The sequence below is a fragment of the Patulibacter brassicae genome (assembly GCF_033949425.1).
Taxonomy (GTDB): domain Bacteria; phylum Actinomycetota; class Thermoleophilia; order Solirubrobacterales; family Solirubrobacteraceae; genus Patulibacter; species Patulibacter brassicae.
In genome coordinates this window covers 301,589-322,405 of record NZ_JAXAVX010000004.1, presented here as the reverse complement: position 1 = coordinate 322,405, position 20,817 = coordinate 301,589, and the positions used below count along the sequence as shown (strand labels likewise).

Genomic DNA, 20,817 nt, shown 5'->3' with positions numbered 1-20,817 from the left:
AGTGCGGGACGGCGGACGCATCCGCTGGTGTGCACCGCGGCGAGCGCCACGGTCGCCGGCAGAAGCCGACCGTGTGCCCTCGCGAGGCGCCGCGCGATGTCGACACCGCTCCGACGCCGGCCCGCCACGCTCGTGGTCTCGATCCGACGCACGAAGCCGAGGACGATCGAGCCATGACGCACGACGCGCGACCCGCGAGGACCGAATGGACCAGCGACCCCGTGCGAGCGGCCGACGAGATCTCGCTCGCGGTCGCCACCGCCGCCGCCGCGATGCTGTGCGACGGGATCCGCGAGGTCGACGACCACTTCGCGGCCCAGCTCGTCGCGTCCGAGGTCGTCGGGACCTGGTGGTCCCCGGTCGGGGTCCAGGACGACGCGGCACCGGCGCGGCTGCGGCGCGCCGCGCGGGCGCTGCTCGCCCGCCTCGGCGACCGTCCCGACGACACGGCCCTCGCCGCCGTTCGCGCCCTGCAGGTCGGCGGCGGACCCGAGTGGTCGATGCCGGCCTCCGCGGTCGCGCGCCGGCTGTGCGCAGCAGGGTGCGCCGAGCCGGTCTGGTGGCCACCCGGGCCGGCGCGGGTCGGTCACTGCTTCGACCTCACGTGGGCGATGCCCGAGGGACGGTACGAGGTGCTGGTGCTCGAGCTGCTCCACGGCGCGCTGCCGCTCTCCCTGGCCGTGCTCCTCGACCCGGAGGGCGCGGTCGGCGACGTCCTCCTCGTCGTCGAGCCCGCCGAGCTCCTCGACCTCCCGGTCGAGGAGGGCGGACAGGTGGAGGGCGACGCGCGGTGGCGCACGCCGGCCGAGCTCGGAGCACGCCTGCGCGCGGCGATCGACCGCACCGATCTGCTCGGCGTCGGCGCGGCCCCGCGGTTCGTCCCGGGGAGCGGGTACCCGCCGCTCCGTGGCTTGCTGCGGACCTGGGTGGCCTTGACCCACGAGCACGCGTGGACCCCCGCGCAGACGCGACCGGACGGCAGCGACGCCCCTCTTGGCCAATCTTGACCAACCACGGTACGCTCGGTGGCGTGCGCGTGAACGTCGGGCAGGCGAAGACCGACCTCTCGAAGCTCCTGGCCCGGGTCGAAGCCGGCGAGGAGGTCGAGATCGCGCGCGACGGCGTGCCGGTGGCGCGACTCGTCCGGGTGGAGCCGACCACGCCGGGGGCGTCGTTCCTCGCGGCCGCCGGGTCGCTCGCCGGGACGATCGAGATCGGTGAGGACTTCGAGCTGTCCGAGGACGAGCTCGACGAGCTGCTCGCCGACGCGTGAGGCTGCTGCTCGACACGCACGTCGTGCTCTGGCAGCTGGCGGGGACGCAGCCGATCGGACCCCGAGCGCGCGAAGCGATCACCGGGGCCTCCGAGCTGCGCTTCAGCGTCGTCTCGTACGCCGAGATCGGCGTGAAGGTCGCCGTCGGCAAGCTGCGCGTGCCGACCGACCTGCGCGAGCGGATCGAGCAGAGCGGGCTCCGCACGCTCGCGCTGACCGCCGACCACGGACTCCGCGTCGCGACGCTGCCCGTCCTGCACCGGGACCCGTTCGACCGGCTCCTCGTCGCGCAGGCACAGGCCGAGGGGCTCACGCTCGTCACCGCCGACGCGCGGATCGCGGCGTACGACGTCGCGACGCTCGACCCGGTGGACTGACGAGCCGACGCGCACCGCTGGCGCCCGTCCGGCGGAGCCGGCGGCGGACGGCCCGGGCGTCAGTCGCCGGCGGCGACCGGGAGCTCGTCGAGCAGGTCGAGCAGCGCCTCGCCGTGCTTGGCGACGAACGACGCGCCGATGCCCTTGATCGCCAGCAGCTCATCGTCGTGCTTTGGCCGGCGGCGGGCGATCTCGCGCAGGACCGCGTCGGTGGCGACGGTGTAGGCGGGCTTGCCGTCGGCGCGCTCGCGGCGCCAGGCCTTCAGCGGCTCGAGCTCGTCGTCCCCGACCGGCCGTCCCTCCTCCTCGACCGGGGCTGCGGAGCGCGAGCGCCCGCCCTTGACGGTGATCGGCGGCAGCCAGTCGACGGGGTCGTGGACGTCGCAGCAGCGGCCGAGCGGCGCGCCCTCCTCGGGGTCGCCGAAGTGGTCGAGCAGCTGGCGCCGGCGGCAGACCTCGTTCTCGGTCGAGGCGTACTGCTCGATCGAGCGGTACGCCTGCCAGCGGCGGTCCTTCGCCGCGCGGCACATCTCGGAGATCCGGCGGTGGTCGGCCTCGCCCGGCAGCACCCGCACCTGCAGGCGGCCGCCCTCGCCGGGCGCGAGCGCGATCGCGCCGGCCCGCTCGGCGATCGCCAGGGCGATGCGGTCGCGGTCGCTCCCGCCGCCCCCGCCGGCGAGCTCGACTTCGCCGCCGGGACCGGCCTGCGCGCGCAGTCGGCCGATCAGCGCGCCGACCTCCCCCACGGTGACCTCGGCCTGCTGGATGAACCGCACGAGTCGCCCGAGGTCCGCGCGCGAGGCGAGCAGGACCGCGCGGCCCAGTGCCCCGTCGCGTCCGGCGCGGCCGGCCTCCTGGTAGTAGGCCTCGAGCGAGCTCGGCAGGCCCCAGTGCCAGACGGACCGCACGTCGGCCTTGTCGACGCCCATGCCGAAGGCGTTCGTCGCGACGACGACGTCGGCGTCGCCGCGCATGAACGCGTCCTGCCGGGCGGTGCGCACGTCCGCGGCCATGCCGGCGTGGTAGCCGACGGCGCTGATGCCGGCCTCGACGAGCAGGTCGCGGACCTCCTCGGTGCTCTTGCGCGTGCCGCAGTAGACGACGGCGGGCCGGTTGGCCGGGTCGGAGATGCCCGCCACGAGCGTCGCCCGCTTGCGGGCGACGGAGCCCTGCCCGTCGAAGGGCAGGACGTCGAAGGAGAGGTTCGGCCGGTCGAAGCCGGAGCGCACCCGCTCGGCGTCGCGCAGCCCCAGGCGGGCGACGATCTCGTCGGCGACCTTCGGCGTGGCGGTGGCGGTGCAGGCCATGACCGGCGGCCGGCCGAGCTCGTCGATGACCGAGGCGAGCCGCAGGTAGTCGGGCCGGAAGTCGTGGCCCCACTCGCTGACGCAGTGCGCCTCGTCGACGACGAACAGGGCGATCGTCCGCTGCCGGATCGCCGCGCGGAAGGTGCTCGACGCGAACCGCTCCGGCGCGGCGAAGCAGACCTTCGCGGTGCCGTCCCGGATCTCGTCGAGCGCGCGCCGATTCGCGTCTCCGTCGCCGCCCGAGGCGAGCATCACCGCCGGATGCCCGAGGTCGGTGAGCCGCGCGCACTGGTCCCGCATGAGCGCGATCAGCGGCGAGACGACGACGGTCAGGTCGTCCCCGGCGAGCGCGGGCAGCTGGTAGCAGAGGCTCTTGCCCCCGCCGGTCGGCATGACGACGAGCGAATCGCGCCCGTCGAGCGCCGCCTGCACCGCCTCGCGCTGCCCGGGGCGGAACGAGCTGAGGCCCAGCAGCGGCAGCAGCGACTCGGGCGAGACGTCGGCGAGGGAGTCGCCGTGGCTCGCGCTGCGCTGGGGATGCGCCGCCTCGACCGCCGGCGCGGCGACGGCCGGCGGCCCGGCCGCAGGAGCATCGGAGGCGGATCCGCCGGGCGACGGCGCGCGCCCGCGGTCGGCGGCCGCCACGCGCCGCGCCGCGAGCTGCGCCAGCGGCGTCACCGCGGCGCGCTCCTCCGGGTCCAGCGTGCGCCAGATCCCGCGCACCGCGTCGAGCTCCGCGGCCGCCGTCTCCGCGCCGGGGTCGGCCAGGACGCCGGCGAGCCGGTGGAGGACGTCGTGCACGTCCAGCACCGTAGCCCGCGGCCCGGCCGGTCGTCGCTGCCGCCACGGTCGCGGCACGAATCGCGGGGACGCCGACCCGCGCCGGCGCGGTGCCGGCGCCATCCCCGGCCGCCGGTCCGCGTACGGCGCACGTCGGCCACCGGTGGCCGGGCTATCCTCGCGCCCATGCCGCGCCCCTTCGGTCTCGTGCTCGTCGCCGCATCGCTCGCGGCACCCGCCACGGCGTCGCCCGCGACGTCCTCGCCCGCGATCCCGGCGAAGGACGCGCAGGCGATCCGCGCGCTCGCCGAGAAGTACGGCCGGGCGTCGACCCACGGCGTCGCCGGCGCGAAGGTCTGCCGCTGGCTGACCGCGGACGCGCAACGGCGGTTCCTCGAGGCGCGCAGGTCGACCCGCTCATGCGCAGCGACGTGGGATCGCGCCGTCGCCGACGCCCGCGGCAGCCGCGTCGCGCGCTCAGCGCGCTACCAGCTCGTCTCGTTGAAGCCGCTCGGGCTGACGCCCGGCGCCACGGGCCAGGTCGCCGACCGCGTCGCGATCCGCCTGCGGTCGATCGTCACCACGCGCGGACGGGTGACCAAGCGGGTCGGCCGGCTCGTGCTGCAGCGCGACGGCGCCGGCTGGCTCATCGACATCGTCGGCTGACGCGCCTGCCCCCGACGGTCCGTCCGCGACGACCCGCGTCGCCGCGACCGGCGTCCGGGCCGCCCACGACGCGACTCGCCGCGACCGGAATCCCGGCAGCCGACGCCCGTCGATCGAACCGGGATCGCGCGGTCGGACCCGCGCACCGGGCGCACCGGATCCCGGCGTCGCACGACGCGAGCGAGCCGGGCCGAGCGCAGGCGAACCGGGCGACGTCAGCGACGCGGCCACGCGCGGTCGATCTCCCGCGCCACGAGCTTCGCGGCGAGCTTCGAGCCCTCGCCGTTCAGGTGGATCCCGTCGGACTCGCGGACGATCCGCTCGCGCCCGTCGACCTCCATCGCGTCGCGGAAGCGGCGGCCGGGGGTGAAGACCGTCGCGAGGTCGACGAGCCGGACCTGCGCGCGGTAGGCCTGGGCAGCGACGCGGATGCCCTCGTTCACGGCGCGGGCGACCTCGGCGCGCTCGCCGGAGCGCGGGAACGGCAGCAGCAGCCAGTAGATCCGCACGTCGCCGCGCTGCCGGTAGGTGCCCATCATCGTCCGCACCGACTGGGCGTACGCCGCCGTCCAGGCGGTGCCGCAGCACTCGACGGTCCGCCGGCCGAGCGGCAGCGGGAAGCCCTCGTTCGCGCCGAGGAAGACGACGACCGCGTCGGGCTTCTCGGCCGCCTGCTGCGCGGCGAGCTGGCGCCAGTCGACGATCTGCGGCTGCGAGATGCTCGTGCCGATGTGCGGGTCGCGGGTGACCTCGACCCCGCGCGCCGCGAACGTCCGCGCGAGCTCGGCGTCCAGCGGGGTGGCCATCGAGTCGCCGGTGACGAGGAGGTTGCGCAGTGGGCGCGGCGGCCGAGGCGTCTCGCCGACGGCGGCTGGGTCGATCGCGTCCGGGGTGATCGCTCCGGAGCCGGAGACGACCGGCGCGGCGGTCCTCGCCGTGCCGCCCGTGCCGCCGCCCACGACCTCGTTGAAGCGGTCGCCGATGCCGGAGAACGGCAACTTGTCGGCGACCCACCCCGTCGGCTTGCCGACCGCCAGCAGGACCTCGCGCTGCCAGCCGTCCTCCTGCCGCTCGCCCGCGCGCTCGACGGCCTTGCCCTCGAACGCGATCAGGGCGACGACCGCCACGAGGACCGCGATCAGCGCGCCCCGGGCCGTCGACTGGCGGGCCGGGTCGTGGACGCCGGCGGGGGCGTCGCCGTCGCCGGGACGGCTCTCGCTGGTGATCGGGTCGTGTCGCGGTTCCTGGTCCGTCATCGGGCGTGCTCCGGGTCGGTCAGAAGGCGAAGTAGATGAACGTCGGGACGGCGTCCGAGGGCACGCTCGCCCCGACGGTGGCGACCACGAGCGCGAGCGTCAGGCCCAGCGCGACGGGGTGCCAGCGCTCGAACCGCTCGCGCAGCCGGGCGATCGGCCGCTCCGGGAGGAGCTGCGAGCCGATGACGAGCGCGACGATGAAGACCGCCGAGACGCTCCAGAGCGTCGCGGGCTCCCAGACGAAGAGCCGCTCGAAGACGGTCGCGGCGAGGTCGAGGTCGGGTGCCCGGAACGGGATCCAGGCGAGGACGACGACGTGGAAGGTGATGACCCACGCGAGCCACCCGGGCATCCGGACCTTGCCGCGCAGCAGCCGCTCGACGACGAGCGCGCCGCCGTGGATGGCGCCCCAGAGGACGAACCCCCAGGCCGCGCCGTGCCAGAGGCCGCCGAGGAGCATCGTGAGGAAGAGGTTGCGGTACGTCTTCCAGCGGCCCTTGCGGTTGCCGCCCAGCGGCACGTAGAGGAAGTCGCGCAGGAACCGCGAGAGCGTCATGTGCCAGCGTCGCCAGAACTCCTGCAGCGATCGCGAGCGGTACGGGTTGTCGAAGTTCTGCGGGAAGACGATCCCCATGAGCAGCGCGACGCCGATCGCGATGTCGGTGTAGCCGGAGAAGTCGCAGTAGATCTGCGCCGCGTAGCCGTAGGAGGCCAGCAGGACGTCCGGGGTGCCGTAGGCCTCCGGCACCGCGAAGACCGGGTCGACGAGCTCGCGCGCGAGCGTGTCGGCGAGCACGACCTTCTTCACGAGGCCGAGGCAGATGAGCGCCACCGCGGGCCCAACGGCGACCTGGTCGCGCCGGCGCGGCGTCGCGAGCTGCGGCAGGAACTCGCGGGCGCGGACGATCGGCCCCGCGACGAGGTGCGGGAAGAACGAGAGGTAGAGCGCGACGTCGATCGTCGCCGCGCGCTCGCACTGGCCGCGGCGGACGTCGACGACGTAGCTGATCGCCTGGAACGTGAAGAAGCTCAGGCCGACCGGCAGCGCGATCGTGAGCAGCGGCAGCGGCAGGCCCAGGCCGATCCCGTCGAGCAGCCGATCGACGTCCTCGGTGAAGAAGCCGTAGTACTTGAAGACGCCGAGGACGAGCAGGTCGAAGACGACCGCGGCGGTGACGATCCGCGTCCGCAGGCGCTCGTCGGCGGTCCGGTCGATGAGCGTCGCGGCGAGCTGATTGCCGAGCGTGACGCCCGCCAGCAGCAGGCAGAACTTCGGGTCCGCCGCAGCGTAGAAGACGTAGCTGGCGCCCAGCACGAACGGCTTCCACAGCCGTGGTCGCTCCATGAGCAGCCACGAGATCCCGAGGACGATCGGGAAGAAGATCGCGAACTGGACTGTCGGGAAGACCACGGCGCCGGGCGCAGGGGCGACGTCCGTGCGCGAGCGGCACGATAACGCCGTGTGCGGCGGCTCGGACGGCGGGTTCGAAATGCCTGGCCGGCCCCGCCCGGATCTGTCACAGTGCCCGGCGTGCGCGTGGGTGGGACCTCGGATCAGGGTGGCTGGTGAGCCCCACCGGTACCCGACCACGAGGGCCGTTCGGCGCCCTCCTCCTCACCCTCGTCGTCGCGTCGCTCGTCCTGCTCGCCCCGACGGCGCAGGCGGCGTGCGGCCCGCACCTGCATCGCGACGCGGCACGGAACCTCGTCGGCGGCAAGCGCCCACCGTTCGTCATCGGCGACTCGGTGCTCGCCGGAGCGATGCCCCAGGTCTCGCGTGCCGGGTTCGAGGCCGACGCGCAGTGCGCCCGCCAGAAGGGGACGGGCTTCGCGATGGTCGCTCGGCGCCTGCACGCCGGGACGCTCCCCCGGATGGTCGTCTGGGCGCTCGGGACGAACGGCCCGCAGACCTTCGCCGACGTCGCGCGGCTGCGCCGGATGATCGGCCCGGCCCGCGTGCTGGTGGTGGTGACGCCGCGCGGCCCGGTGCCGTGGACGCGCGGCACCGCCGCGGCGTACCGGAAGGCGGCGGCGCGCTGGAGGAACGTCGTGGCCGCCGACTGGGCGCGGGTCTCGTCGGGGCGCGGCGGCTGGCTCGCGCCCGACGGGATCCACCTGCAGGCCGCCGGGGCCGCCGGGTACGCGCGGCTGCTGCGGTCGATGCTGCGTCACTACCCGCAGCCGGCGCCGCCGGAGCGGCCGATCGCGCCGTTCGTGCCGATCCCTGCGCCGCCGGATCCGGAGGGGTCGGCCGCGCCGCGGGCGACTGCCTCGGTCCGTCGTCCTGCTGCTGCTGCGCGCCGGCGCCGCGATACGGCGGCGTCCGGTCCGCGCGACCGGCGGGGTCGAGCGTCCTCCCCGGCGCGGTCCGGCGGCGCCAGAAGCGCGGACCGGGTGCGAACGGTCGACGAAACCACGTCGGACGCGAGCGCCGATCGTCGCCCGCGCGTCGTGCCGCCGCCAGCCACCTCGAGCACCCTCACGAAGGTCGGCTGCGGCGGAACCCAGACGCGGCCGCCGACCCGTCGGCGGGTGCCCGGCCGCGCGCCGCTGGTGATCGGCGACTCGGTGCTGCTCGGGGCGATGCCGCAGGCCGCGCGGGCCGGGTACGCGGTGAACGCGCACGGCTGTCGTCAGATCGGCGAGGGCCTGTCGGTGATCCGCGGTCACGCGCGCGCCGGGACCCTGCCGCAGCTCGTCGTGATCCAGCTCGGCACGAACGGCTCGGTCGGCCCGACGCACCTGCGCCGCGCGCTGTCGTTGCTCGGCACGCGCCGGACGCTCGGCCTGCTGACGCCGCGCGCGGCGGGCGGCGCCGACACCGGCTCGGGCCGCGCGATGCGGGCCTTCGCGAAGCGACACCCGGACCGGGTGCGGCTCGTCGACTGGCAGCGCGACACACGTGGTCGCGCCGGCTGGTTCCAGCCCGACGGCATCCACCTGACCCCGTCCGGGGCCGCGGGCCTGGCCCGCGCCCTCGGACGCTTCCTCCCGGCCGCGCAGCCCGCGCCGGCCGACCCGCCGGCCTGGCAGCCGATCCCCGCACCCCGACCGCCCAGCGTCCACGACCTCCGTGGACCCGACCATTGAGGACCACCATGTCGCTCTCCGTCCCCGCCCGCCGCCTCCTGACCGGTGCCGCCCTCGTCGCGGGAGGCCTCGGCCTGACCGCCGTCGGCGCCACGCCCGCGTCCGCCGCGAACTGCACGTACTCGGCGAAGGTCGGCCGCAGCTTCGGCCCGTCCTACGTCACGTCGATCCAGCAGTCCGGCACGAGCTGCGCGACCGCGAAGAAGGTCGTGAAGGCCTTCCACGCCTGCCGTGGCTCGAAGACCGGCCGCTGCACGAAGAAGGTCCGCAGCTACCGCTGCACCGAGAAGCGCGGCAAGACCTACCAGGGCCAGTTCTCGGCGAAGGTCACCTGCACGCGCGGCAAGGCGCGCGTGGTGCACACGTACTCCGAGTTCGTGTAGACGACCGGCGTCCGGTCGGCGACGGCGACGCGACGCGGCGCGGTCACGTGCGACCAGGGTCTCGGTGGTCTCGCGTAGCAAGGGCCTCCGCACCCCGCTCGTGCTCACGGAACGCCGCTCCGAGAGCGAGCAGTCGCCGAACCTGGCCGGCCGGGATCGGCAGCGCCGCGTCGTCGACGAGCCCGAGCTCGCCGACGCTGCGGACCTGCCTGAGGCGCTCGGTGGCCGCCAGCCGCTCGCCGCCGGGGCGGGCGAGCTCGAACCAGGCACCGCCGGCGGCCGTGTAGCCGGCCGCATCGAGGTCGACGCGGGGCACCGCGACCCCCGTCAGCGCCGCGAACGCATCGGCGTCGACGAGATCGACCTCCGCCGTCACCGCCGGCGCGGCCTGCCACGTCGAGACGCCGAACGGGTCGTCGAACACCTCCTGACGGATCCGCCCACCGGCGCCGAGCCCGACCGACGAGCAGTCCTGGAGGCACAGGATGTCCCCGGCGTCGAGGACGGGCATGCGGTCCACGTCCTCGAGCCGACCGGGGAGCGGATCGAACAGCGCGAGCCGCAGACCGCCCGACTCCGGCTCCTCGGGGTGGAGCTGCGCCTCGATCGACGTGGCCGTTCCGAGCGGCACGGCGACGAACTGCCGCACCCACCCGTCACCCGCGTTGATGCCGTCCAGCCAGGGCTGCTCCGGCAGCACGAGGTAGTCCTGCGGCGCCGCCGACAGACGCCCCGCCTCGAAGCGCTCGCCCGTCACCGCGTCGACGGACCCGAGCCCGACCTTCAACGCCCGCGGCGGTCCGGAGCGCACCTCGAAGCTCAGCCACAGCGCCTCGTACGCGTGCAGCGGCGCCACGTAGCGGCCGTCCGGAGCCGCGTACACCGGCAACGACCCCAGCGACGGCGGCAGTGGGAAGTCGCCACCGTCGTCGGGGACCCGCAGCGTGCGTTGGAACGAGACCCGACATCCGCGTCCGAGCGGGACGGCGTCGAGGGCGAGAACCGGAGCGGTCATGTCGCGGAGGTCGCGCCGAGGCCCGCGATCCTGACGCCTCCCCGTCGCCGTTCCGCGCGACGCGGGATCGCGGAGGCCTCACTCCCCGGCGTGGCCGATCCAGACGTCGAACCGGTCGAACGGAGCGTCGACGCTCCGCGCGCGACCCGAAACGATGTCGATGAAGCTCTGGAAGATCGGCGAGTAGGCGGCGGCGAGGCGCCAACGCCCTCTGCTGGGCGTGACCCTCACCGCATCTCGCAGTCCCCGGATCGAAGTCGTCGAGAGGATCGCGGGAGCGCCGCTCGCCTGGACGGCCCAGAGCGACGGCTTGGTCACCACCGCCGACTGCGGATACCCGAATCGGCAGCCCCGCTGGACACCCCCGCCGAAGTTCGCGAACTCGATCCGCAGACCGATCCGGTTCCAGGTCGCGGTGCATCCCACACGACGCCCGACCCGGAGGGACGACGGCTTGCCGAGCGCGCGCCGGACGAACGGGTACCGCGTGACCCGGCGTGCTGACAGCCGCATCCCGGCCAGCTCGGTCAGGCCGGCGGCACCCACGCGGAGCCGGTAGCGGCGGGCATCCCACAGCGCCTCGAGGTACCAGCCGTACGCCCCTTCCCGCATCGCGTCACACCCGGGCTGAACCGGCTCGAGCCGCCAGGTCGCGGTGCCGTCGGCGACGTGTGCCTCAGCGACCCGCCATGCGGTCGTCGACCCCGGCCGCGGCCGGGCAGGACCGATCCCCTCCTCTCCGAGCGTCTGCCCGGCGGCTGGACGCAAACGCCGCACAGCGACCGTCGGGTCGAGCCGGACCGTGATGGTCCGCGGCTCGCAGGGGATGAGATCCGAGCGGACGAGCGTCCCGGTCTGCGTCGTCACGATCGACGTCCGCGGGGCTCCGGCGGCAACCGGAGCTGCGACGAGCCACGCGACCAGGATCGCGAGCGCGATCGGGGCCGCTCGGCCCGGGCGGGATCCACCCACCCGCGTTGCGAGCCGTCTCATGGCCGGTACGCGGTGAACGTGAAGGCCGTGCTGGTCGTGTACTCGTTGCAGCGCCAGCGGAGGCGTGACGTCTTGCCGCAGTACCAGGTCACGTAACCGTCGTAGAACCGCGAGGGCAGGCGGCTGCTGCGGCTGCGGGCGTACGCCCGGCGCAGCCACTTGTTCATGACGTACCGGGCGCTCGGGCAGTTCATGCCCCGCAACGGCTGGAGGTTCTTGAACACCGCAGCGACGCCGTTGCGGTTGTACGTGACGCCCGAGCCGCCGATCGAGCACGCCGCGGAGGCGTTCGCGGGCGCGCCGAACGACGCGAACGCGAGGATCGCGATCGTCGTGGCGAGGACGCGGCGGATGGTGCGGACCATGAGGAGCTCCTGAGCTCGTCGCGGACCGCCTCGTGCGGCCCGTCGTTTGAACGGGTCGCCGCACGCCGCACCTCCCTGACACCCGCGGCGGGCACGGAGGGCAGACCCGGCGCGCCATCCGGGACGCGCCCGCCGCCCGTGCCCCGGTGCCCGACGCCCGCGAACATCCGCCGGCCTCGCGAACGCGGCGGTTGCGGGTACCGGACGCGCGGGAACCGGGCGCGCCGCACCCGTGGCTTCGGGAGTCCGCCCGCCCGCACCGCCTGGGGAGGCCCAGGACGTCGCCGCGAGGCGCGGTGCCCGGTCACGGCCGTTCGCCTCCGCCGACCCCGTCGGGTGGTCGTCCGCGGCCCCGGTCGAACGGCAGCGAGCCGTTCTCCCGGCGGACCCCCGCGCCGCACGACCACCGGCGACACGTCACAGCAGCGTCGCCCCCCGCCGCCAGGCGTGGCTCAGCGGTCAGCCGCATCGCGGCCCTCCGCTCCCGGGGCGCCGGCCCGTGCCGAGACCCAGTCGGCGATCGCGTCGAGCTTCCGCACGCCGCCCCCGAGGTCGGCGGCGGTCGCAGCGACCGCGACCACGACGGTCCCGCCGCGGTGGCGGACGGTCCCGAACTGCCGGACGAGATACCCGCCGGCCCTGCCCGCCGAGACCCCCGGGCCCCAGCCGCCCTTGACCCGGGCTCCGGGAAGGCCGGCGATCCCCCACCGCTGGCCGGCGACGACCTGGCCCATGAGGGTCCGGACGCGGCGGCCTGCCGGGGTGCAAGAGAGGCGCGCCGCGTACCGGACCTGGTCGGCCAGGCGCCATGTGGTCTGCCCGAACGGCGTGAACCCGGGACGGAGCGTCCGCGACTCGATCTGCGTCGTCGCGTCGCCGCCCGCGCGAAGCACCTCGGTCGCCGCGGACGCCGCGGCGGTCGCGGTCCCCAGCGACGCCCACAGCCGCGTCGCCGCGACGTTGTCGGACGCGGTGATCGCGGCGCGCAGTGATGCGGCCGGCGCGGTGCCCGCCTCGACCGCCGCGACCGCGACGGGCACCTTCGAGGTCGACCACGCCACCCCCGTCCGCAGACGGCCGACGACCTGCACGGTGTCCGGGTCCCGCAGGGGCGCGAGCGCCAGGCCGACCCGCCCGCCGAGCCGGGTGGTCAGGGCCTCGAACGCCGCACGATCCGCGGCGCCGAGCAGCCTTCGCGCGACGGGAGCGCGCTGCTTCTCCGCCGGCGGCTGCGCCTCGACGGTCCGGGTCCCGGCCTGGACCGGAGCCGCGGGCTCGGCGGCCGAAGGCGGCACCGTCCCCGGACGGATCGCCGCCGGCGCGGTCAGCGCACCCTCCCCGCCGCATCCGAATCCACCGCCCGCCGCGGCGACCGCGACGAGGGCGGCGATGCGTCGTCCGGTCACCGGAGGTACACCGCGGCCCGGTCGCCTCCGCGGCAGATCGTCACCGGACGTCCGCTGCAGCGCATGGTGTAGGTCGTCCCGGTCGTCGGGCTGTAGGCCCGCACGGTCCGGGAACCCGAGCCGGCGGCGTCGTCGTACGCCGCCTGGACGTTGAAGGCGAACGAGCACGTGGTCACGGAGTTGACGAAGAGCCCGGACCCGCAGCGCGTGGCGGCGCTGGGGACGCGTGTTCGACGGGCGGCCGAGGACGCCGGAGTCTCGCGGATGACCGTGGTGGCCGTGGCCGTCGCCGCAGTGGTGGTCACGGGCGCGGTGACGGCCGCGACCTCCGGGATCTCGTCCTCTCCGCCGGCGACGAGCACGAGGGTCAGGACCACCGCGACGACGACGACGAAGACCGCCGTACCGGCCAGCACAGGGACCCAGGACGGCAAGCCACGAGGTGCGGGCGGACCGGCTCCGTAGGCGTAGCCCGGTGGGAACGTCGGTGGCGGCCCGCCCGGCGGAACCACCGGACCGGACCATCCGGCAGATGCCGGCGCCGTCGGCGTCGGCGTCCGCGGCGGAGTGGCCGCACCCACCGGAGCAGCCGGCGGCGGAGCCGCAGCGGCCGCGACACCGTCGCGGTCCAGCACCAGCGTCGGTGGATCGACGTCCGCCGCCGGGCCGGGCGGGTCGATGACACGGCCGTCGTCCGCTGATCGATCGTCGACGGCCGCACCGCAGCCGTGACAGAACCGAGCGTCCTCGTCCTGACGTTCCCCGCACTCCGTGCAGAAGACCTTCGGCATCCTCTCCTCTCCTCGGCGCGATGCTAGCGCCGGGGTCCCGACCTGCGGGAACCATCTCCGGGCCGCCGCCGTCGCCGCTCCCCGGGCACGTCCGTCAGAACGTCGGCTTGACGTACGACCTCGTTCGCGACGAGCATGGACGGCAGGCCGAGGAAAGACGGAGCGATGGCGATATGCCCGACGTGCGGCAGCGATGCCGCCGACGACGAGCGGTTCTGCACAGCGTGCGGTGCGCGGCTGCGATCAGCTCCGGACGGGCCAGCGCCGTCCGAGCAGCCCACGACGCCACAGGCCGCCGTGCCACCGGCGTCCGCCGCCACGCCGCCCGATCCCGGCCGCGGGCCGGCGCCCGTGCCGCCTCCGCCCGCCGGCCCACCTCCGCCCCAACCGGGATACGGACCGCAGGCCTACGGCCCGCCGTGGCCGGTCCCACCCGCGCCCGGGGCGCCGCGCCGCCCGGGCCTGCTCGTCCCGGCAGCAGTCGGTGGGACGGCCTTCCTGGTCGTCGCCGCCGTGGTCGGCGTCCTGCTGCTCGCCGGCGACGACGACGGAGCACCGGAGGCGGCCGCGCTGCGGACGACGACCGCCGCCTCCGCGACGGTCACCACCGTGATCGAGCAGGCCGCACTGGCCGAGCGGGCGGCCACCAGCTCGTTCCGCCGCGGGACGACCACCCGGCAGGCGAGCGCCGGGTCGGGTGGGAACGCGATCTCGTCGCGGGGCTCCGCCACCTCCCGCGTGCGGGGCGCGATCCGCCGGCACTGGTCGATGATCGAGGCCGGTCGCTACGAGGAGGCCTACGCGCTGCTCGGTCCGAACCTGCAGACGAGCATGCCCCGGTGGGTCGCCGAGCACCGGGCGGATGCCCTCTCGAGCGCGTCGCTGACGCTCGGCACCCCGGACATCCGCTCCTCGACCCGCGCGTCCGTGCCGGTGCTCTCGATGCGCACGGTGGCGAACTCCGGCTGCTACCGCTGGAGTGGGAGCTACGACATGGTCCGCGTCGGAGGCGTCTGGCGGATCGATCGCTCGACCCTGACGCGGTCGGCATGCTGAGCGACCAGCTCCGCCGGGTGGGACCGGTGCGCGGGATCGCCGTCGTCGCCGTCGGGGCGGCGGTCGCGCTCCCGGTCACCAAGCCGGTGTTCGACGACGCGCTCGATGACGACGCGCCCGTGCCGGCACCCGCCGCGGCCAACGGCCCGCGGGCCCTGCCTCCGTCGGCATCGACCCCCGCCGTCGTCACGAGCGCGGACCGTGAGGCCGAGCGGGCGGCCCGCGAGGAGGCGGCCCGCCGGACCGAGTCCCGGCGCCGCGCGAGCGCGATCCGCCGGTCGGGGGCCCTCGTCGTGACGGGCTTCTCGGGGACGACCCTGCCGCCGGCGACCGCGCGCCAGCTCCGCTCGGGAGCGCTCGGCGGCGTCATCCTCATGGGCCGGAACATCACGGACGCCGGCCAGGTCCGCAGGCTCACCGACGCGGTGCGCGCCGCCGCGGAGGCCGGAGGACGACCGACGCCGGTCATCGCGGTGGACCAGGAGGGCGGCGAGGTGCGCCGGCTGCGGTTCGCCGCCCCGGAGCGCTCCGCCCGCCGCATCGGGGCCCGGGACGCCTACGCCGAGGGGCAGCGGACCGGCGGGGATCTCTTCCGCGTCGGGATCAACGTCGACCTCGCGCCCGTCGCCGACAGCGGCCCGAAGTCGTCGTTCCTGCGCGAGCGGACGTTCGCCGACGCCCCGGCCACCACCGCCGTGGCGGCCTGTGCGTTCGCCGCCGGGCTCTCGTCGACGGGCGTGCGCCCGACGCTGAAGCACTTCCCCGGTCTCGGCCGCGCCGGCGCGACCTCCACCGATGCCGCCGACGTGACGGTCTCCGTCGCGACGGCGGTCCTCCGCGCGGACCTGGCGCCCTACACCCGCTGCGCCGGCGAGCCGCGGACGCTCGTCATGCCCTCGAGCGCCCGGTACCCGGGCCTCACCGGCCCGGAGCCGGCGGTGCTCTCCTCGCGCACCTACCGCCTGCTGCGCGAGACCACCGGCAACCCCCGCCCGGTGACGATCACCGACGCGCTCGACGCCGGTGCCCTCCGCGGCCGCCCCGATGCGGCGTGGAAGGCCGTCCGCGCCGGCGCGACCTTCGTCCTGACGACGCTGCCCGGCGACGCGGCCCGGCTGCGCGAGCAGCTCGCCGACGCGATCCGCCGCGGCCGGCTACGGCCGTCGCACGTGAACCGTTCCTCGACCCGCGCGCGGGCGTTCCGCGAGCGCCTCTGACCCGGAGCCCGACCATGAACGATCCGAACTACCCCTACCACGCCCCACAGCTCCCGCCGCCCGGACCGGCCGGTCCATCACCGGCCCCTTACGGCGGGCACTACCTGGCCCCGCCCGGGTACCCGCCACAGCTGCCGCCGCCCGCCACGCCTCCGGGCGGAGGCCGGTCGTCGGGCTTCTGGATAGCCCTGACGGCCGTGACCGCGGCGCTCGTCGTCCTGACCCTGCTCGGCGGGTTCTTCATCGGACGCGGGTCGCGGATGTCCAACGGCGACGTCCAGCAGCGCCTCAACCAGCAGGTGCAGGCCGACCAGGTGACCCTCGACCAGGAGCTGAACAAGCAGCGGACCGAGATGATCGCCCAGCGCGACCGGATCGTCCGGCGGGCGGAGACCAGGGCACGGCGCGACGGGCGGGCCGACGGCCTGCGCCAGGGACGATCCGAGGGCCGCGCAGAAGGCCGTGCCGAGGGCGAGGCCGCCGGGCGGGCCGCGGGCCGCGCCGAGGGCGAGGTCGCCGGACGGGCCGCCGGGCTCCAGGAGGGCTGGAGCAGCGGGTTCGACACCGGACTCTGCCTCTCGGACACGTTCTACTGCTGATGGCGCGGGGCGCCGCCCACGACGTCGCGCTCGGATCCCCCGACTGGGGCCGGGAGATGCTGCGCCAGCTGTCGGCCGTGGCGCTGGCGGCCCCGGACCGCGAGGTCGCCGGCGTGCTCGTCGGCGACCGGGACGCCGACGGCGCGATCTCGTCCATCGGGGGGATGGTCGAAGCCGCCGAGGGCACCCAGCTCGGACAGGCGGCGATGTTCGGACACGACATCTGGGCGGCGGTCCGGCGGAAGGCGCAGCGCCGGTTCGCCGGACTCGAGGTCGTCGGCTGGTACCTGTCGCGCCCCGGGTACGGCACCGCGCTCCTGCCCGCCGACGAGCACAACCACCGCACCTGGTTCGCGTCCGGCCAGCAGCTGCTGCTGCTGATCGACTCGCGCACCCTGCGCGGCGCGATGTACCTGAGCGACGGGCAGCGCCTCGTCTGCGTCCACGAAGGCCCGATCGAGCGCCGTTACCTGCGCCCGACGCGGCCCGGGGTCCCGGCGCTCGCCGTCGGGCTCCTCCTGATCCTCGGCGCGGCGATCGGCACCACCGCGTCCTTCCTGCTGGCGGCGCTGTGACCGCCGGCTCCCACCACTCCGCACCACGAGACACACCATGACTTCCGAGAAGACCGTGACCTGCCCGTCCTGCGCCACCGAGGTTCGCGCCGGACGATTCTGCGCCGCCTGCGGAGCATCGCTGCCGTCGGACGCCCCGTCCGCGAGCGCCTCCGCCTCACCGGCCGGCGGCCCGGACACACCCGACACCGCCACGGCACCCGCCGACGCGGGCCCCGCCGCTGCTGCGGCGGGCGGCGCCACCGCCGATCCGCCACCACCGGGCGGCGCGGCGACTCCCGCGGCCGGTGCTCCGTCAGCCGCGGGGACCCCCGGACCGGGGGGCGGCGGCAACGGTGCGTCGGTCCCCGGCGGCGACGGCTCCGCGCCCGCCGCCGGCTACCGCACCGGGCCGGCGCCGACGAGTCCACCGCCCCCGGCCGGTGCCGCGATATCGGCGCGCCGGTCGATCCTGCTGTCGGCGGGCGCCATCGTGCTGCTGATCGCCCTCGTCGTCGCGCTGCTGCTCGTCGTCGCCGGTGGTGAGGACGAACCCGCGAAGGCCGAGACGCCGTTCTCCGCCGAGGACACCGCGCTCGCCTCCCGGCCGCTCTACGCGGCGGCCCGGCAGCGCAGCTACGACGTGATGCTGCCGGCCGGGTGGAAGCCCTTCTCGCCGAGCGGCGGTCTGCAGGTGACGGAGCGCTTCGCGCTCGAGAGCTCGGTCGACACGAACCTCAAGCTCGTCCTCGGCAGGCTCGAGGCGAAGCGCGATCGCACGATCGAGGCGGCCCAGGACGCGACGCTGCAGGCCGTGGCATCGGGGACGAAGCCCGAGGTGGACCGCGAGGTGACCTTCCCGAACAAGCGCACCGCGCGGCTCGCCATCTGGGAGGCCGCCGGCGCCCGGAACGTCCTCTACGTCTTCGACCTCTGCGACAACCGCTACGCGTTGCACGCATGGGGGCCGAAGGAGGCGTTCAGCGTCATCGGCGCGCGGATCGACCGGACGGTCCAGCAGATCCAGCCGCGCTGCGTCTGAGTCCATGGCGACCCCCGTCGACCCGACCCGGCAGTGCCCGACGTGCGCCACGGCGATCCGTGGCGCGTCGGACCGGTTCTGCGGGGTGTGCGGCACGCGGCTGCTGCGGGCGGACCTGCGCGCGCAAGGCGCGGCGGCCGCCCCGGCGGGGTCACCGACCCCGTCCCCGCCCGCGTCGCTGCCGCCCGGCGTCTGGACCGAGCTGCCGGCGCCGGGGCCGCCCCCTGCGACACGGACCGGGACGACGCGGGCCACGAGCGAGACGACCTGGGTCGTCGCGGCGCTCATCGTCGTGGCGCTGCTCGGGTCGGCCCTCGTCGGGATCACCGTCCTGCTCGGCGGTGACGACGGGGCACCGGAGCCATCGCCCCTCGTCCTGACCCGACCGGCCACGCCGTGAACCTGCGGGGGCCAGGAGGGCGACGATGGGACTCCGGCGGCTGCTGCGGATCGTCGCCGCCCCGATCGTCCTGCTGGCCGTCGCGGTGCGGCGGATCCGGCGCGAAGTCGGTGCACCGGCGGCTGTCAGATCCGCCGTCCTGAGTCCGACTGCTCCCGCGGCGCCCCTGATCCTCCGGCTCCGCGAAGCCTCGACCTTCGCGGGGCCGGGCGGGATGCTGTGCCGAAGCTCGTGCCGCACGACGACCCTCAGCCGCCTCCGTTCCCGCCCGCTCCGAAGCGCTCGCTGCCCCGGCGGGTGGGAGGGGCGCTCCTCGTCCCGCTCCTGCTGCTGGCCGCCCTCGACGACCTGCACCGAGAGCGGCGACGGCGCGGACGCTCGGACCGCCCGACGAAGACGCCGGAGGAGGTCGCGAAGCAGACGGCGTTCTGGGCGCGGCGCCTGTCGTGACGGCACCGCGTCGGAGTTCGAAGAGCGGCCCGCCCTCGGCGGAGCTTCCTCGGCATCCGCGTCCGGTCGTCAGACGGTCGACCCGCCCCGATCGGTCCGCATCGACCGATCCGAAGTCGCTGATATCCGCCAACTCGAACGTTTGCCTACGCCGCACATCGGCCCAACCTCCTTCGGCGGTCAACGGTCCGTATTCGAGGTAGAACACGGCCCCCGAATCACCACCGATCCGAGAGCCGTGTCAAGTTAGAGCAACCACTGGGATCGAGTCCCGCGCTAACTTGACTCTCGCTCCGAAAAGTCCAGAATCGACGGTGCAGAGCGACCTTTCGACGAGGAGCACCTCCATGTTCGACGACCTTCCCCAGCCCGGCCGGGCACATCTCTACAACTACCCTCACGGCGCCGCAGCACTGACCTGCCGAGCACAGGAGGGTTTCGGAAATTCGGTGGGCGAGTGGTTCGCTCGGCCCGATGGCGAAAACCTCTGGGTGTGGGTGGCGACGTACGAGCCGGACGACCACGACCTGCGCCGCATCGCCCGGGTCCTCCAACGCGTGCAGCCTGATCTCCGCGCCCGCGCGCTGTTGGTCGGCGTGCCGCTCCGCGACGTGCTGAGCGCCGTCGGGTCGATCGCCGACCTCCAGCGGATGACGCTGGACCGGCTCCCCGGGACGCGCCGCGCGGCGATGCGACACGCTCCGGCCCACCTCGTCCACGTCCGTGCCGGCCTCCCGGCCTCCCCGCGCGCGGTGCCCCGCCCGACGCCGGACGTTCCCCGGGATCCGTTCCTCGGCAGGGTCGGGGTCGGCAAGGCGCTTTCCCCGGCGGTCGCTCGAGTGCTCCGCAGGCACCACATGACGACGCTCGAGGACGTCGCACGAGCGTCCCGAGCGCAGCTCGAGGAGATCCACGGCCTCGGCCCTCGTCGTGTCGACGCGATCGAGGCCGCCCTGCTCCGCCATGGCGTGGAGCTCCCGGCGACCCGCCCGGTCCCCGTGCCCGTGGGTCCGCGAGACGACGAGCGGGACTTCCGCGCGCGGCGGCGGCGTGGCGAGCGTGTCGCCACGATCGCCCGCGACGTCGGCGTGGACCGCGCCCACGTGCGTCGGACTCTCCTCGGCCCCCCGTCGCGCCCGTGAACGGCGGCGAGAGCGCGGCGCCTCGAGACGCCGGGACGGCCTCTCTCCGGGGAACGACGTACCGAACGAGGGACGCTTGCGCCCGTGACCGGTGAGCCGTTGGTGATCGGCGAGCAGATCCTCGCCCTGTTGGACGACGCCGCGACGTCCTCGACGTACAAGTCCGCGCTGCCGGTCGCGATGCTCGACCGCGCACCGGAGCACCTCGGGGACGGCCGGATGCCGGTCCGCGAGCTCGCCGAGCGCGTCGTCGAGCTGTACTGGCCGCAGAGCCGCGCCTACGCCACGACGGGCCGCGTCCTGGTGCAGAACCAGAGCGGCGGCCAAGCGGCGGTCCTGCGCGACCTCGCCGCGTTCCGGCGGCTTGCTCTTCCTGATGCCGTCGGGATCGTGATGGTTTCGACGCCGGCTTCCCGAGCTGCAGGCGGGGGATCGGCCACTCCGCGAGGGTCCGCTCCGCCTTCCGCGTGGGGTGCTCCCACGCTCGGCGGCCCAAGGCGGCACCGTCCCCGGACGGATCGCCGCCGGCGCGGTCAACGCGCCCTCCCCGCAACCCGAATCCGCATCCCCCGCGGCGACCGCAACGAGGGCGGCGATGCGTCGCCTGGTCACCGGAGGTACACCGCGCCCTGTCGCCTCCGCGGCAGATCGTCAC

22 protein-coding genes and 2 pseudogenes are annotated in these 20,817 nt (G+C 75.3%); 15 read left to right on the top strand and 9 right to left on the bottom strand.

Translation table 11 applies throughout. The annotated features are described in order from the left end of the window. Positions 1-173 precede the first annotated feature (173 nt). Genes SK069_RS10965 through SK069_RS10955 form a run of 3 tightly spaced genes read left to right on the top strand, consistent with a single transcriptional unit; the run spans position 174 to position 1,650 of the window. Positions 174-1,007, top strand: a complete 834-nt coding sequence (locus SK069_RS10965) for a hypothetical protein (RefSeq protein ID WP_319954269.1) — start codon at positions 174-176, stop codon at positions 1,005-1,007. Positions 1,008-1,030: 23 nt separating this feature from the next. Further along, on the top strand, positions 1,031-1,273 hold the full coding sequence (locus SK069_RS10960) for a type II toxin-antitoxin system Phd/YefM family antitoxin (protein ID WP_319954268.1): 243 nt from the start codon (positions 1,031-1,033) through the stop codon (positions 1,271-1,273). Continuing rightward, positions 1,270-1,650: a type II toxin-antitoxin system VapC family toxin gene (locus SK069_RS10955; protein ID WP_319954267.1), complete on the top strand. Its 381-nt coding sequence runs from the start codon at positions 1,270-1,272 to the stop codon at positions 1,648-1,650. The genes SK069_RS10960 and SK069_RS10955 overlap by 4 nt, the downstream gene beginning before the upstream one ends. A gap of 59 nt (positions 1,651-1,709) precedes the next feature. Here the strand turns inward: SK069_RS10955 and SK069_RS10950 are convergent, their stop codons facing one another. After that, the gene (locus tag SK069_RS10950) at positions 1,710-3,758 is read right to left on the bottom strand and encodes a RecQ family ATP-dependent DNA helicase (protein WP_319954266.1); all 2,049 of its coding nucleotides are present in this window, start codon (positions 3,756-3,758) and stop codon (positions 1,710-1,712) included. Between the two features lie 165 nt (positions 3,759-3,923). On the opposite strand from SK069_RS10950, the gene SK069_RS10945 reads away from it, so the two are divergent. Beyond that, on the top strand, positions 3,924-4,403 hold the full coding sequence (locus SK069_RS10945; protein WP_319954265.1) for a hypothetical protein: 480 nt from the start codon (positions 3,924-3,926) through the stop codon (positions 4,401-4,403). A 215-nt stretch (positions 4,404-4,618) separates the two neighbouring features. Here the strand turns inward: SK069_RS10945 and SK069_RS10940 are convergent, their stop codons facing one another. Together SK069_RS10940 and SK069_RS10935 are read right to left on the bottom strand one after the other, a co-directional pair. After that, positions 4,619-5,659 (bottom strand): DUF459 domain-containing protein, encoded by a 1,041-nt coding sequence (locus SK069_RS10940; protein ID WP_319954264.1) that lies wholly within the window; start codon positions 5,657-5,659, stop codon positions 4,619-4,621. 19 nt (positions 5,660-5,678) lie between these two features. Continuing rightward, positions 5,679-7,070 (bottom strand): MBOAT family O-acyltransferase, encoded by a 1,392-nt coding sequence (locus SK069_RS10935; protein WP_319954263.1) that lies wholly within the window; start codon positions 7,068-7,070, stop codon positions 5,679-5,681. 155 nt (positions 7,071-7,225) lie between these two features. Here SK069_RS10935 and SK069_RS10930 point away from each other — a divergent pair, with 155 nt between their 5' ends. Both SK069_RS10930 and SK069_RS10925 read left to right on the top strand, forming a co-directional pair. Continuing rightward, the gene (locus tag SK069_RS10930; protein WP_319954262.1) at positions 7,226-8,749 is read left to right on the top strand and encodes an SGNH/GDSL hydrolase family protein; all 1,524 of its coding nucleotides are present in this window, start codon (positions 7,226-7,228) and stop codon (positions 8,747-8,749) included. 8 nt (positions 8,750-8,757) lie between these two features. Beyond that, on the top strand, positions 8,758-9,132 hold the full coding sequence (locus SK069_RS10925; RefSeq protein WP_319954261.1) for a hypothetical protein: 375 nt from the start codon (positions 8,758-8,760) through the stop codon (positions 9,130-9,132). A 43-nt stretch (positions 9,133-9,175) separates the two neighbouring features. Here the strand turns inward: SK069_RS10925 and SK069_RS10920 are convergent, their stop codons facing one another. From SK069_RS10920 to SK069_RS20285, 6 genes and pseudogenes are all read right to left on the bottom strand, one after another. After that, complete coding sequence (locus SK069_RS10920) at positions 9,176-10,147, bottom strand: hypothetical protein (RefSeq protein WP_319954260.1); 972 nt, start codon at positions 10,145-10,147, stop codon at positions 9,176-9,178. Between the two features lie 78 nt (positions 10,148-10,225). Continuing rightward, positions 10,226-11,014, bottom strand: coding sequence for a hypothetical protein (locus SK069_RS10915; protein WP_319954259.1), 789 nt, complete (start codon positions 11,012-11,014; stop codon positions 10,226-10,228). A gap of 122 nt (positions 11,015-11,136) precedes the next feature. Then, complete coding sequence (locus SK069_RS10910) at positions 11,137-11,505, bottom strand: hypothetical protein (protein ID WP_319954258.1); 369 nt, start codon at positions 11,503-11,505, stop codon at positions 11,137-11,139. 452 nt (positions 11,506-11,957) lie between these two features. Next, complete coding sequence (locus SK069_RS10905; RefSeq protein WP_319954257.1) at positions 11,958-12,800, bottom strand: hypothetical protein; 843 nt, start codon at positions 12,798-12,800, stop codon at positions 11,958-11,960. A 107-nt stretch (positions 12,801-12,907) separates the two neighbouring features. Then, a complete protein-coding gene (locus tag SK069_RS10900) occupies positions 12,908-13,327 on the bottom strand; it encodes a hypothetical protein (protein WP_319954256.1) in 420 nt (139 codons plus the stop codon). 303 nt (positions 13,328-13,630) lie between these two features. After that, a pseudogene (locus SK069_RS20285) lies at positions 13,631-13,702 on the bottom strand (zinc-ribbon domain-containing protein); the annotation flags it as partial. Positions 13,703-13,837: 135 nt separating this feature from the next. On the opposite strand from SK069_RS20285, the pseudogene SK069_RS20280 reads away from it, so the two are divergent. The 9 genes and pseudogenes from SK069_RS20280 to SK069_RS10860 all read left to right on the top strand — a co-directional run. Next, positions 13,838-13,936: pseudogene (locus SK069_RS20280) on the top strand (zinc-ribbon domain-containing protein); the annotation flags it as partial. Positions 13,937-14,215: 279 nt separating this feature from the next. Further along, entirely contained in the window at positions 14,216-14,758 is a 543-nt protein-coding gene (locus tag SK069_RS10895; protein ID WP_319954255.1) for a hypothetical protein, read from the top strand. Then, the gene (locus SK069_RS10890; protein ID WP_319954254.1) at positions 14,752-15,975 is read left to right on the top strand and encodes a glycoside hydrolase family 3 N-terminal domain-containing protein; all 1,224 of its coding nucleotides are present in this window, start codon (positions 14,752-14,754) and stop codon (positions 15,973-15,975) included. The genes SK069_RS10895 and SK069_RS10890 overlap by 7 nt, the downstream gene beginning before the upstream one ends. 197 nt (positions 15,976-16,172) lie before the next feature. Next, positions 16,173-16,574, top strand: coding sequence for a hypothetical protein (locus SK069_RS10885; protein ID WP_319954253.1), 402 nt, complete (start codon positions 16,173-16,175; stop codon positions 16,572-16,574). Then, complete coding sequence (locus SK069_RS10880) at positions 16,574-17,149, top strand: hypothetical protein (protein WP_319954252.1); 576 nt, start codon at positions 16,574-16,576, stop codon at positions 17,147-17,149. The genes SK069_RS10885 and SK069_RS10880 overlap by 1 nt, the downstream gene beginning before the upstream one ends. A gap of 472 nt (positions 17,150-17,621) precedes the next feature. Then, a complete protein-coding gene (locus tag SK069_RS10875; protein ID WP_319954251.1) occupies positions 17,622-18,170 on the top strand; it encodes a hypothetical protein in 549 nt (182 codons plus the stop codon). 4 nt (positions 18,171-18,174) lie between these two features. Next, the gene (locus SK069_RS10870; RefSeq protein ID WP_319954250.1) at positions 18,175-18,570 is read left to right on the top strand and encodes a hypothetical protein; all 396 of its coding nucleotides are present in this window, start codon (positions 18,175-18,177) and stop codon (positions 18,568-18,570) included. Positions 18,571-18,867: 297 nt separating this feature from the next. Continuing rightward, complete coding sequence (locus SK069_RS10865) at positions 18,868-19,020, top strand: hypothetical protein (RefSeq protein ID WP_319954249.1); 153 nt, start codon at positions 18,868-18,870, stop codon at positions 19,018-19,020. Positions 19,021-19,367: 347 nt separating this feature from the next. Then, positions 19,368-20,162: a helix-hairpin-helix domain-containing protein gene (locus SK069_RS10860; protein ID WP_319954248.1), complete on the top strand. Its 795-nt coding sequence runs from the start codon at positions 19,368-19,370 to the stop codon at positions 20,160-20,162. Positions 20,163-20,817 lie beyond the last annotated feature (655 nt).